Source organism: Paenibacillus filicis (genome assembly GCF_038070315.1).
Classification (GTDB): Bacteria; Bacillota; Bacilli; order Paenibacillales; family NBRC-103111; genus Paenibacillus_G; species Paenibacillus_G filicis.
Genome location: NZ_JBBPCC010000003.1, coordinates 114,364 through 126,683, shown reverse-complemented (window position 1 = coordinate 126,683; position 12,320 = coordinate 114,364). Strand labels below are relative to the sequence as shown.

Genomic DNA, 12,320 nt, shown 5'->3' with positions numbered 1-12,320 from the left:
TCATGAGCGACTGGCTCTTGTATCATTATTATGAAGCGGCCCATGGACCGTTTAGAAATGTATCGGCATTAGCCCCCGAAGAGGCCGAGCGAGTCATGCATCGCTTGAAGCAGGAAGGGAAGACATTTGCAGGCAAAAGGTCCGACGATTATCTAGACATACGCAGGAATTTGGAGGCCCGTGCAAGGGAGCTATTTATCGGGAAGGGCGGCAGGCCCGTGCTTCCGTATCCTCATTATATGACGTTAGGCCCTTGTGAATGGCTCCGGGAATGGTATCAGGATGCCCGGGATCTACATATTCCTCTAGATGCGTTCGATCCGGCTGTTATCAGCTTCACCTATGGGGATTTGTTTCCCACGATGAGGTATGTGGACGGGAAGCCTTACCGGGAGAAGCTTTACGTGAAGGATGAGATCGGCGGTATCATCGATCAATTCGGCTGGCCGCAGGAATGGAACAGGGCCGGGGCTCACGGGCCGGAGCGGTACATCGAAGTTCAGATCTGGGACGACGAGGCGATCCGCCCATTCTGGAGGTAGCTTCCGGCTTGATGTAAGCTTAGTGCAACAGGCGATCAAGACAGCCAAGCGAAGCTCTGCCATCAAGCAAGCCACAGCCTGCAGCCGGGCTGCGGCATAAAAGACTCTCATGAATGGAGGTTTATGCGGTATGACTTTATTTCAATCTGAGAACCTGAAGCTCCGGTACTTGGCGGAGGATGATGATGTGCGGCTGAGCCGGTGGCTGAGCGACCCGGAGGTCCTGCAGTATTATGAGGGACGAGACCGGCCGCTTGATCTGGAGCTGGTCAGGAAGCATTTCTACGAAGACCGGGACGGGGTTACCGCTTGTATCATTCAATATCAGGGCCAGGACATCGGCTATATTCAGTTTTACCCGCTGGAAGAAGACGAAAGAAGCGAGTATGGGTACGGGGACGATCATGAGATTATATACGGAATGGACCAGTTTATCGGCGACCCTGCGTACTGGAACAAGGGGATCGGAACGGAGCTGATCACGGCCATGGCGGCTTACTTAACCGATAAGATGAAAGCGGATACGATTGTCATGGACCCGCAGGCCTGGAATGAGCGGGCGATACACGTCTATGAGAAATGCGGCTTTGTCAAAAAGAAGCTGCTGCCCCTGCATGAATGGCATGAGGGGGAGTATCGAGATTGCTGGCTCATCGAGTATAAAGGAGCAGATCGCCGATGAAGGGTAGAATGCCATTTGGTGCATGCCGAAGGTCAGCAGATTCACCAGATTTATTTGATCCGCAATCCGGATAAGCCGCCCGGACTTTTATCGTTGCCCGGACCGGATTAGCTGAGCTGAAACGCCTGCCGCTCTGACGTCGTCTAATGTTCAGATGAATAGGGGGATGATGACATGAAACACCTGGGCGTGCTGATGCTTGTGGCAGGTCTCTTGATCGGCTGTACCCACGTAAGTTCCGAGAAGGTGGGGGAGACTTCACCGCCCGGCCAGGAGATTCTAGAAAGGCAGCCCTTGCCTCCGCTGCCGGACACAATCCGCCCATCCTTCGAACCCTTGACTATGAACGAGCTGCAGAAGGGGGAGCCTTCACCGGAATGGCAGCTCCGGCAATCCATCCCCTTCGGACAGATTGGACCGTCCGAGGGGATGCTGCACATCTATGAAGCGAGCTCTCCAGACGAGCTTCTGTCGTCGTCTGTGCACGGCATCCTCAGTCTGCCGGGGGGAGAATATCTGCTTCGCGATTTATCGCGTTCTTTCTTGGAGCAGAGGCAGCCTGGCTGTGATGAGGTCTGTTTGTTTCAGCGTGTACTCCCCGGACAGGAACGGGTGGAGTTGATTGGAAGCATTGAGTTATTTGCCAATGGGCCGGGCTTGCATGCCAATGTGGTGGATGACCGAGACGAGCGCAAGCTGCAAGTCTTCGACAACTGGGGGCAAGTGGTGTTCGTGGATTTGGATCAGGATGGCAGTGATGAGCTGATCATCCAATTTCAGGGGTTGCACAATAGTCCGCCAGACGTGTTCTTCATCCGAGCAACCGAGGGAGTCCTGGAGAAAAGCGAATCTGTGGTGACCGCCTTGGGCCGGAATTCCTGGGACTTCGCCCGGCTTGAGCAGGAAAGGACCCCACCCGTTATATCCATCGGCAACGTCTGGACGGAGGCTGAACTGGTCTATGCTTATACGTATCGTCAAGGTGTGCTGGAGAGAGTGCCATAGCCGGACATCTGTATCGTGGATTCATCCATTGGACTTAGCTCGATTGGAGCGCAGCCGCCCGGTCCCAAGGATACCAGATGACGTGAAACAGAATATGCACGAGGATGGCGGCGATCAGCCCGTATTGCCATAGAAGAAAGCCGCACAGGATGGATACCCACAAGTTGCCCAGTACCGTCGTGCCGATCAGGATCGGCGATTTCTTGCAGCCCATGGCGAAATGACCCGGCAGATGGGCGAGTCCGAATAGGACGCCCGTAATGATGATCGAGATCCAGAATGCCGCCGCAGGGGAAGTGCCGGTCAGTGATATCGCCCACATCGTGAAGCTGAGCAGCCCCCAACGGAACAGAACTTCCTCGGTCATTCCGCCGGAGGTTATTCGCGTCCATAGTCCCAGCTCATGCCGGGTGCTCTCGGAGATGCGCACCGACTCCCGGTCGATCCTCGGCCGGAGAAACCCGTAATAGCTTCCCATCCAGACTAGCGCACAGACGATGCCCCCGGCTAACCCCGCCCACAGTTGACGGTAGAGATCTGCCCAAGCAAGCCTTCCCTGACTCAGATCGACAAGAAACCGGTCAGTGATTCCGACTTTAGGCGCAAAATAAATGCCTGCAGCGGCGGCTATAGCTACCACAAGAATCGTCTGTGCCGATACCACGATCCCCAGCGTTCGCTCGGACAGGTGATTATCCGGCTTGGCCGCTAGATCGCTGACCGTATATCGGGTCATCAGCCAGATTCCGGGGAGACAGAGCCCGGTAATGACCAGCCATAAGGTTAATGAAAGCATGACATCCTCCCTCTCCATGCGAATAATTGATCATTAAACCGACCGTCCGGTCTAATCGTTAGCAAGCAAAAGGCGTTGCTACGGCCTTTCGCCAGCACGCATACCGTTAAGCAGAATATGAACGGCATGACGGTAAATATGTTTGACTTTGTCCTTCTCCTTGTCCCGATCGTACACATAATACATTTTACCCAGGCCTTCCAGCATGCTGCTAACGATCATGACTTTTTCGTCTAGATGGCCGCTCTGAATGTCTCCCCGGTTCATACCTTCTTCCAGCAACGTGCGGCAAGCCTGGACGGTCAGCTCATTGATAGATAGGATTCGCCCAAGAATGTCCTCGCTGATCACCTGGCTTCGTGCGAATTCCTCGAGCGCCTTAGACAACGGGTTCTGAAAATCGTCGGCATAATGCTCGGCGAGTAAGCTAAGCTGCTCTTCAAGTGAATGATGAGCGACGCGCAGGCTTTCCCATCGGTACTGCCACTCAGCAGCGTCTTCCTCGATCACATACAGCAGCAGCTCGTCCTTGCTGGGGAAATGATGGTATAAGCTACCCTTGCTAACGGCAGCCGACTCGCACACTTCATTCATCGTCACGGCGTTGTAACCTTTAGTCGCAAACAGTTGTCCAGCCTTCTCCACGATCCGCCGCTTGGTGTCTTCGGCATCCGTACGTTTTTTAACCATGCCCTTCACTCCTTCAAACCGACCGGTCAGTCTAATCGTAGCATAGCAAGCATCGACACTTCAACTAAAGAAATACGCATAACAAAAACCGCCGGCATATGCCGGCGGCACTAATTGACGATCCGTGCTTATTGAACGGTCTTCAGCTTGAAAATGCCGTGCAGGCCGAGTGTGGCGGCGCCCATGGCGGCTCCGTATTTTTTCCAGTGCGAGGCGACGACCGGGGTGGCGCCGTAAGTGGAGCGTTCCAGCTTGCTGATGGCGGTGACGAGCTTGTCGAAGAACAGGCCATTATCCGTGATCCAGCCTCCGAGAATCATCTTCTGCGGATTCAGCAGCTGCAGATTGCGGGCGCAGTGGCTGGCAATGTCCTGAATGATGCTTTCGGCCAGCTCGCTGTAAGGCTCGATGCCTGACAAGGCCATATCGACGAACGTCCGGATCGTCTCGTCGACCGAGAGGGCGCCGAAGGTCTCCGGGTAGTCCTCCTTCAGCTTTTTAGCTAGGATAGGGGTGCAATACGGCTCGAAATATTTGGTACGGCCTGCCGTTCCATGCGCACCGTGATACACTTGACCGTTGATCACGAGTCCGGCGCCTGTTCCATAATCGATCATAATATACAGCGTGTTTTGATCTCCCTTGGCCGCTCCGCTGAAGCGCTCGGCAAAGCCGGCGGCATCCAGATCATTGGTCAGCAGCACAGGGATGGAGAAGGCTTCCTCCAGTACGGGGAGTAGCGGAAAATGATCGAGCTTGAGATAGTGGGAGGTCAGGACGGTGCTTTGTGTATCGTCAAGTCTGCCGGGAAGCGAAATCCCGATGCGCTTGACGAGACTAAGAGGGACCTGATGCTTCTGGAGGAAGGCCAGGGTCAGCTCGACCATCTCCGTTCGGAGCTGTTCCTCGCCGATTAGGGACTTCAGCCCCTGGTTGGCGATCAGCTCCCCGTGCAGGTTCAGCAGCACGCAGTGGGCGGGTGAGCTGGATAGATCGATGCCGAGCACGTAGCCGCCCCCGGCCTTAATATTGAGGAGCGTCATCTTCCTGCCGACGCCGCTGCCGGTCGTTCCGATTTCGTGGACAAGCTCTTCACGAATCATTTCTTCGATCAGTACGGATACGGTCGTCGGGCTGAGCTTGGTTTTGCGGGACAAGTCTACCCGGGAGATCGGTCCCATGCTGAAAATCGTGTGAAGCAGGGTGGATTTGTTAATTTCCCTCAGCATTTGCTGGTTTCCTATTTTGATCATGGTCATTCTCCAAGTCCAATATGTTTTTTGTGTACCTGCAATCAATTCCAGAATATGGTGGTTCCATTATATCACGCTGAAGCGGAAAGTCATTCAGAGTGGCAACGGCTGCCTATTCTTTAAATTAATTTACCCGATGGAATAATTAAATAAAAAGATGTCGTTATTTATTGATTCTAGAGGAATAGAGAACTAACTGTCAACAGAAATTGCCCGTTATTGACGAAAAAAGACGGTCAAACCCCTGTTTTTTATAAAAAAATATACCGTTGACAAATAGAACCAGGAGCAAATATAATGATCTCAAATCGGACAGGGGAAAAAATAATATTTTTTTAATCAATTAATTTGTTCGATGGAATAATTTAAACTTAGACAAAAAGAAATCGTAAACGCTCAGAGTAAGACAAAATGTAACCGCTTTATTAATTGGGCCTTCGTTTAGAAAGCTGAGGGGGTGCAGGGGTATTGATTGAATGATCGGGATGCAGCGCTAGGGGGGCGGCCGAAGGGAATGTTGACAGCTACTACACAGAGAGGATGGGAAGTTCCATGTCATCATGGTTGAACCAAGCGGCTTTTAAGAGTGTGAGAAAGTACAAGATACTGTATCTGATGATTCTTCCAGGCATCATCTACCTGCTCATCAATAACTATGTTCCGATGTTCGGGATCATCATCGCGTTCAAGGATATTGACTTTACCAAAGGACTTCTGGGCGGTGACTGGGTCGGATTCAGAAACTTCGAGTACTTGTTCAAGACGACCGAGGCCTACATCATTACCCGCAATACGATTTTGTACAATGTGGCCTTCATTGTACTGAACTTATTATTCTCTGTGGCCATGGCGATCTTGCTGAATGAGTTGAAGAACCGCTTTTTATCCCGGTTTTACCAGAGTGTCATTTTGCTGCCTTATCTGATCTCGACGGTTATTATCGGCTATCTGGTGTTTTCCATGCTGAGCATGGAGACAGGGTTCATCAATAAAACCATTCTGCCGATGCTCGGCATGGATGAGATCATGTGGTACACCGAGCCGGGGTACTGGCCGTACATTCTGACGATTGTGAAGCTGTGGAGTGGCGTAGGCTACTTGTGTATCATCTACTTCGCTGCCGTGGTAGGCATCGACCATGAATACTACGAGGCTGCCACGATCGACGGCGCCAATAAATTTCAGCAAATTATGCATGTGACGCTTCCCTCGATTACTCCGGTTATTGTCATCATGACGCTACTGCAGATCGGACGCATCTTCTACGCGGATTTCGGGTTGTTCTATCAGGTACCGCTGGATTCAGGACCGCTGCAGCCGACGACCAATGTGCTGGATACGTACGTATACCGCGCCTTGCTCAAGAACGGTGATATCGGAATGGCTTCCGCTGCGGGCTTGTACCAGTCGGTGGTTGGATTCATCCTGATTCTCATCTCGAACTACGTCGTCAAAAAAATCAATCCGGACAACGCATTGTTCTAAGGAGGCGAAGCTAATGAAGCATAACCGCATCGAGCAAACCGTCATCCATGTGCTATTTATACTCATCGCCATCGGGTGTCTGATCCCATTCCTGCTGCTCCTGTCCGCATCGATGACCGATGAGAGCATGATCATCCGGGATGGCTACTCCTTCTTTCCTGCCGAGATCAGTCTGGAAAGCTACCGCTTTATCTTCGAGGATTCATCGCTTATCTTCAGTGCTTATGGCATCTCCATCCTGGTTACGGTCGTCGGGACCTTCGCCAGCCTCATCATCATGACTCTACTCGCCTACCCGTTATCCAAACAAGATTTACCGCTCCGTAATCCGCTGTCCTTCTTCATCTTCTTCACGATGCTATTCAACGGCGGGCTCGTCTCCACCTATCTGATGTACACCAATGTGTTTGATATTAAAAATACGATCTTCGCCCTAATCGTACCCGGGCTTCTGGTCAATGCCTTCTATGTCATCCTGCTGAGGACGTTCTTCTCGGTATCCGTACCGGGGCCTGTACTGGAATCGGCACATATCGACGGCGCTGGAGAATTCAGAATTTTCTTTCAAATGGTGCTTCCGCTGTCGCTTCCTGTGCTGGCGACCGTAGGTTTGTTCCAGGTCATCCACTATTGGAACGATTGGTTCAACGGGTTGATCTACATTACCGACAACCGGTATTACAGCATTCAGGTGCTGCTCAATACGATTCTCTTGAATGTGCAGTATTTGCTGGAGAATGCGGATTATTCCAGCCGGGTAGAGGATTCGGGCGTCATCCCGACGCAAGGGGTCCGGCTCGCCATCGCCGTGATCGGCGTACTTCCGATCCTGATCGCCTACCCGTTCTTCCAAAAATATTTCGTGAAGGGTTTGACGGTAGGCGCGATCAAGGGCTAGACGGTCGCAGACCGCAAAGAAATGGAAGGGAGGTGATGCGCCGGCAAGCGCAGCAAGTGTAGGCAATTCCACTCAAGTTTAAACCATTAGGGAGGATAAGACAGATGAAGATCAGCATTGGCGGCTATTCCTTTTGCAACACGATGAAGGAGGGGAAGATGGATACCTTCGGGTACCTGGAATCCTCCAAGTATCGGTACAACCTGAGCACGGTGGATCTGTGGAACGGGACCTTCCCGGGCGTGATGGAAGATATTTTCAAGGTGCCGGATGAGGCTTACATCCATAAGTTACGCCAGGCGCTGGATGAGAAGGACATGACGGTCGTCAATATCGCCGTCGACGGCGCGCATCTGTGGGACGCCGATCCTGATCGCCGGAAGATGCTATATGACAATGCTGTCGCCTACCTGGGCTATTCCGCTATCTTGGGGGCCAAGACAGTGCGCATCGATACCGGCGACAAGACCTCTGAGCCTGCGACTGAGGAGCAGGTCGAGTATGTAATCAAGCATTTCCATGAGCTGTCGGTACGTGCAGCCGATCTCGGACTCATCGTCGGGCCGGAGAATCATATGGGTTCGTCCAAGAGCCCGCATTATCTGAAGAAGGTAGCGGAAGGTGTCAACCATCCGAACTTCGGCATTCTGCTTCATATGGGCCGTTGGTCAGAGGATGAAGAGATTGGCGATAGTCTGGTAGCTCCTTGGGTGTATCATACGCACTTCGACGGCCGGACGGCCGGAACGGAGCAGGGCGAGCAGTTGGTCCGAACGTTGCTGGATGCGGGCTATGACGGATATTGGGGCATCGAGTACAACGCTCCCGGCAATCAGTATCTGGAGATGGAATGGGCCATTGCCTCGGTTAAACGTACACTAGCGAAAGTCCAAACAAACAACCAATAAGAATAGAGGAGAGATGTTGGATGGGTAGAAAAGTACGGATCGGTATTATCGGAGCAGGCTTGATCGGCAAGGCGCACTTGCGTAATTATGCGAATATACCGGATGCGGAAGTGGTCGCTATCTGCGATCTGAACGAGCAGGAGGCCCGCAAGGTGGCGGAGCAGTTCCAGATCCCCAACGTGTACTCGGACTTCAGGGAGCTGCTGAAGCGCGACGACATCGAAGCTGTCGATGTATGCCTGCATAACAATCTGCATGCACCCGTTACGATCGCAGCGTTCCAGGCCGGCAAGGAGGTTTACTGCGAGAAGCCGATCGCAGGCTCCTACCAGGACGGGGCCGTGATGCTGGAGGCGGCCAAGGAATACGGCAAGCTGCTGCACATTCAGCTCGGCACGCTGTACCGCAAGGAAACCAAGGCAGCCAAGGCGCTGATCGACGGCGGCATGCTGGGCAATATTTATCATGCGCGGGCTACCGGGCATCGCCGCAGAGGGCGTCCATTTATCGACGGCTACGGTACACCGGCATTCCTGAATAAATCGATTGCGGCCGGCGGGGCGTTGATCGACATGGGTGTTTACCATATCGCGCAGATGCTGTATCTGATGGATACGCCGAAGGTTCTGCGCATTTCCGGCAAAGGGTACCGGGAGATCGACATGGATCCGAAGCGCTCCCAGGAAGCGGTATTCGACGTTGAGGAGCTGGGGCTCGGGTTCATCAAGTTCGAGGGCGGCGCTACGCTGGATGTATATGAAGCCTGGAGCATCCATCTGGGCGGCATTGAGGGCTGCAGTATCGTAGGCTCCAAGGGTGGAGTCAAGATGCCGGCTTACTCGGATCAGGCGGTGCTCGCACCTTTCAGCTACCATACGACAGCCTGCGATATTGACCTGAATTGTACCGTCAATCTGGATGAAATGGATGGACGCTGGAATCATCTGAAGGAAAACTACGATGCTTACCAGTCTTCCCAGCATCACTGGGTCGCCGTACTTCAGGGCCGGGTAGATCTGCTGCCGACGGCGCATATCGCTCTGCAGACGATGCTGATCAGCGAAGGCATCTACTTGTCCGATCAGCTCGGACGCGAGATCAGCGTAGAAGAAATTACGGAGCATTCCAAATCGACCGCTATCAGTTTGTAAGCCGGATAGCAGGAAAGGGGTGACGCGTGTGCTTCCCATGTCAGAGCAGCCCTTAGCGGAAAGCGCCAAGTCACTGGGTGTCCTCAAGCGCTTCAATTTCTTTTTGTACGGAACGATTGCCATCCTGACATCCTTTTTTCCACTTTACTTCCAGGAGATCGGACTGAGTAAAATCGAGATCGGCATGATCATGGCCGGAGGCCCCTTCATCTCGATATTTGCCAATCCGTTCTGGGGATATTGGAGCGATCGGCTGCAAAATGTACGGAAAATTCTTATTTTCCTGCTCGTCGGGAATCTGTTGACTACGATCGTTGTCTTTCAATTGAGGCACTACGCGATCATCTTTGCGGTTATGCTGATTTTCTTCTTCTTCAACAGCCCGACCTTCTCACAGAGCAACAGTCTTATTCTGAACGCTATCGAGAATACCAAGCACAAATTCGGAGCGTTCCGCGTGTGGGGCTCGCTGGGCTGGGCGATCATTGCGGTGCTGGCGGGACCTGTGCTCAGCTGGATGGGACTGCTGAACCTGTGGATTCTCTACGGCATTATGATGCTAATCTCTCTGTTGTTCACGATAGGCTTGCCCCGTGGGCATGTAACGACCAAGCCGAAGGCAGAGAGACAGAGCTACTGGAAAGTGATGTTCTCGAGCAAAATCTTCTTTGTCTTCGTCGTCCTGGGTGTCTTGATCTCGGTGCCCAATTCGATTAACCAGACCTTCGTGTCCCTCTATATCTCGAATCTCGGGGGCTCCAAGGAATTGATCGGGTGGTCCGTGTTTCTGTCGGCGATTTTCGAAATTCCGGTCTTCTTGCTGTTTGACCGGTATTTGAAAAAATCCACCAAGATGATGATCGGCTGCCTGGTCGTGATCAGCGTGTTGTTTACGATACGCTGGCTGCTGATGTCAGTCGTCGGAGGTCCGATGCATATTATCTTCATCCAGATCCTGCACTGCATTACCTTCGGGGGTTATTACTACGTGGGTACAGCGCTATCCGCCCATCTCATCCCCGGTGAATACAGAGCGACAGGGCAAGCGATCTACGCCCTCACCTGGGGAGGTATTTCCGGTATTGTTGCCGGCCTGGTAGGCGGTTGGATGTTCGATCAGCTGGGACCGAGGTTTATGTATGAGATTAGTGCGATCGTGTCACTGGCCGGGGTGTTCGGTTTCCTGATCATGTGGCTGAAAGTGAGAAAGCAAGCTGAATTGCCTAAGCAGTCTGAGCTGCCTATGTAAGAACAAGGGGAAATACGGGACGGATAAGGATTGGCTTTATCCGCCCCCCTTCCTTTATCAAAAAAAGAGTAGCACCGAACAAGAAATGCCGAAGTTGAGCAAGCTACATTATTAGAAGATCCGGGAGGTCATTCTATGTTCAAAAAAACGGTACATTCTTTGCTAGTCTCTTTTCTGTCCGCAAGCGTGCTGCTCAGCGCTTGTGGCTCCAACTCTGCAGATAATAAAGGGGCGAAGCCGGAACCCAAGGAGGAGACTAAGCTCCCTCCGTATGAGGTTTCGATAGCTTTCTGGGGAAATAACCAGCGTGATCTAGGACTCGTCGAGAAAGAAATCAATAAAATCACGCAGGAGAAAATCAACGCGACAGTTAAGTTAAACCGGATCGAGCCCGCTGCTTGGACCCAACAAAAAATTCTGATGCTGGCCGGCAACGAGAAGGCCGATCTGATCTTCACCGGCGAATACCAGTACGTCTCGGAGGTTGCACAGAAGAAGCTGCTTCCGATAGACGATCTGCTGAAAACTCACGGCAAAGACATCATTGCCTCCTTCGAGCCTGAGGTACTGGCGGCCTCCAAGGTCAATGGCGTGACGTACGCGGTACCCAGTATCCGCGACTTTGCCTCCTATCCGACGATCCTGATGCGTACGGATATGCTGAAGAAGGCAGGAGCCGATGTCAGCAACGTGAAGAAGCTGGACGACTTGGACCCCGTGTTCCAGAAGGTCAAGGAAGCTTACCCTACGAACAACCTTCTCGGCAAGGCAACCGCTGCTTCATCCCTCGCATACTCGCTGATCATCACGACGGTAGACCCGCTCGGAGATATGATCGGTGTCATGGATAATCTGGATCAGCTGAAGGTCGTCAATATGTATGAATCCCCTGCTTACACCAATATGCTCAAGACCTTGAGAAGATGGTACTTGGCCGGTTACATCCCCAAAGATATCGCCACAGCCAAGCAAAGCGGGAAAGATTATATGAAAGCGAACATCGGTTTTGCGACAACGAATAAGGGCAAGCCGGGCATCACGTCGCAAACTTCCCAGGTCATCGGTTCGGAGATTACGGAAGTGAAGCTGGGGCCAGCCAAGACGGATACTGTCGCGATTACCAATGCCATGTTCGGGATCGCAGCCAATTCCAAGGACCCGCAGCGGGCCATGATGATGCTGAACCTGATGTATTCCAACAAGGACATCGTCAACCTGCTGGCTTGGGGGATCGAAGGGCAGCACTATGCCAAGCAGCCGAACAATACCGCTGACTTCCCGCAGGGGCTCGAGCCGTCCAAGAGTGGCTATAACCTGAGACAAGGCTGGATGTTCGGCAACCAGCTCCTGACGACTCCATGGGTTACCGATGGCCCGGATATCTGGAAGGACATGGCCGAATTCAATAAGACCTCCAAAAAATCGAAGGCCCTCGGCTTTACGTACGATCCAGAGCCGGTCAAGACGGAGCTGGCTGCCCTTAATAGCGTGATCCAGCAGTATGGGATGGGACTGGAGACGGGAACGCTGGATCCGGATGAAAATTTGCCGAAGTTCGTTGCCGCCCTGAAGGCATCGGGCATCGACAAGGTCATTGCCGAGAAGCAGAAGCAGCTCGATGCTTGGGCTGCAAGCAAGAAGTAGCAGGCAGAAGCTGCCCC

General features: G+C 52.6%; 12 protein-coding genes. 9 read left to right on the top strand and 3 right to left on the bottom strand.

Annotation, left to right across the window (positions count from 1 at the left end):
• Nucleotides 1-2: 2 nt before the first annotated feature.
• The 3 genes from WMW72_RS06885 (at nt 3) to WMW72_RS06875 (ending at nt 2,229) form a co-directional block, all read left to right on the top strand.
• Complete coding sequence (locus WMW72_RS06885; protein ID WP_341414695.1) at nt 3-542, top strand: hypothetical protein; 540 nt, start codon at nt 3-5, stop codon at nt 540-542.
• Nucleotides 543-672: 130 nt separating this feature from the next.
• On the top strand, nt 673-1,224 hold the full coding sequence (locus tag WMW72_RS06880; protein WP_341414694.1) for a GNAT family N-acetyltransferase: 552 nt from the start codon (nt 673-675) through the stop codon (nt 1,222-1,224).
• A 174-nt stretch (nt 1,225-1,398) separates the two neighbouring features.
• On the top strand, nt 1,399-2,229 hold the full coding sequence (locus WMW72_RS06875; RefSeq protein WP_341414693.1) for a hypothetical protein: 831 nt from the start codon (nt 1,399-1,401) through the stop codon (nt 2,227-2,229).
• Nucleotides 2,230-2,263: 34 nt separating this feature from the next.
• Here WMW72_RS06875 and WMW72_RS06870 read toward each other — a convergent pair whose 3' ends face one another.
• The 3 genes from WMW72_RS06870 to WMW72_RS06860 all read right to left on the bottom strand — a co-directional run bounded on the left by WMW72_RS06870 (nt 2,264) and on the right by WMW72_RS06860 (nt 4,968).
• Nucleotides 2,264-3,025 carry a CPBP family glutamic-type intramembrane protease gene (locus tag WMW72_RS06870; RefSeq protein WP_341414692.1) on the bottom strand — a complete coding sequence of 254 codons (762 nt, stop codon included), beginning with the start codon at nt 3,023-3,025 and terminating at the stop codon, nt 2,264-2,266.
• Nucleotides 3,026-3,103: 78 nt separating this feature from the next.
• Entirely contained in the window at nt 3,104-3,715 is a 612-nt protein-coding gene (locus WMW72_RS06865) for a TetR/AcrR family transcriptional regulator (RefSeq protein WP_341414691.1), read from the bottom strand.
• Nucleotides 3,716-3,843: 128 nt separating this feature from the next.
• Nucleotides 3,844-4,968: an ROK family transcriptional regulator gene (locus tag WMW72_RS06860; protein WP_341414690.1), complete on the bottom strand. Its 1,125-nt coding sequence runs from the start codon at nt 4,966-4,968 to the stop codon at nt 3,844-3,846.
• A gap of 552 nt (nt 4,969-5,520) precedes the next feature.
• Between WMW72_RS06860 and WMW72_RS06855 the strand changes: the two genes are divergently transcribed.
• From WMW72_RS06855 to WMW72_RS06830, 6 genes are all read left to right on the top strand, one after another.
• Nucleotides 5,521-6,453 (top strand): ABC transporter permease, encoded by a 933-nt coding sequence (locus WMW72_RS06855; protein ID WP_341414689.1) that lies wholly within the window; start codon nt 5,521-5,523, stop codon nt 6,451-6,453.
• A 13-nt stretch (nt 6,454-6,466) separates the two neighbouring features.
• Nucleotides 6,467-7,351 (top strand): carbohydrate ABC transporter permease, encoded by an 885-nt coding sequence (locus WMW72_RS06850; protein WP_341414688.1) that lies wholly within the window; start codon nt 6,467-6,469, stop codon nt 7,349-7,351.
• 104 nt (nt 7,352-7,455) lie between these two features.
• Nucleotides 7,456-8,259, top strand: coding sequence for a sugar phosphate isomerase/epimerase family protein (locus tag WMW72_RS06845; protein WP_341414687.1), 804 nt, complete (start codon nt 7,456-7,458; stop codon nt 8,257-8,259).
• Nucleotides 8,260-8,279: 20 nt separating this feature from the next.
• On the top strand, nt 8,280-9,410 hold the full coding sequence (locus tag WMW72_RS06840) for a Gfo/Idh/MocA family protein (protein ID WP_341414686.1): 1,131 nt from the start codon (nt 8,280-8,282) through the stop codon (nt 9,408-9,410).
• 37 nt (nt 9,411-9,447) lie between these two features.
• A complete protein-coding gene (locus WMW72_RS06835; protein WP_341414904.1) occupies nt 9,448-10,659 on the top strand; it encodes an MFS transporter in 1,212 nt (403 codons plus the stop codon).
• 135 nt (nt 10,660-10,794) lie between these two features.
• Nucleotides 10,795-12,303 (top strand): ABC transporter substrate-binding protein, encoded by a 1,509-nt coding sequence (locus tag WMW72_RS06830; RefSeq protein ID WP_341414685.1) that lies wholly within the window; start codon nt 10,795-10,797, stop codon nt 12,301-12,303.
• Nucleotides 12,304-12,320 lie beyond the last annotated feature (17 nt).

Coding starts and splice junctions, on each gene's coding strand:
- WMW72_RS06885 (WP_341414695.1), top strand. CDS start 3: ATGAGCGACTGGCTCTTGTATCATTATTATGAAGCGGCCCATGGACCG.
- WMW72_RS06880 (WP_341414694.1), top strand. CDS start 673: ATGACTTTATTTCAATCTGAGAACCTGAAGCTCCGGTACTTGGCGGAG.
- WMW72_RS06875 (WP_341414693.1), top strand. CDS start 1,399: ATGAAACACCTGGGCGTGCTGATGCTTGTGGCAGGTCTCTTGATCGGC.
- WMW72_RS06870 (WP_341414692.1), bottom strand. CDS start 3,025: ATGCTTTCATTAACCTTATGGCTGGTCATTACCGGGCTCTGTCTCCCC.
- WMW72_RS06865 (WP_341414691.1), bottom strand. CDS start 3,715: ATGGTTAAAAAACGTACGGATGCCGAAGACACCAAGCGGCGGATCGTG.
- WMW72_RS06860 (WP_341414690.1), bottom strand. CDS start 4,968: ATGATCAAAATAGGAAACCAGCAAATGCTGAGGGAAATTAACAAATCC.
- WMW72_RS06855 (WP_341414689.1), top strand. CDS start 5,521: ATGTCATCATGGTTGAACCAAGCGGCTTTTAAGAGTGTGAGAAAGTAC.
- WMW72_RS06850 (WP_341414688.1), top strand. CDS start 6,467: ATGAAGCATAACCGCATCGAGCAAACCGTCATCCATGTGCTATTTATA.
- WMW72_RS06845 (WP_341414687.1), top strand. CDS start 7,456: ATGAAGATCAGCATTGGCGGCTATTCCTTTTGCAACACGATGAAGGAG.
- WMW72_RS06840 (WP_341414686.1), top strand. CDS start 8,280: ATGGGTAGAAAAGTACGGATCGGTATTATCGGAGCAGGCTTGATCGGC.
- WMW72_RS06835 (WP_341414904.1), top strand. CDS start 9,448: ATGTCAGAGCAGCCCTTAGCGGAAAGCGCCAAGTCACTGGGTGTCCTC.
- WMW72_RS06830 (WP_341414685.1), top strand. CDS start 10,795: ATGTTCAAAAAAACGGTACATTCTTTGCTAGTCTCTTTTCTGTCCGCA.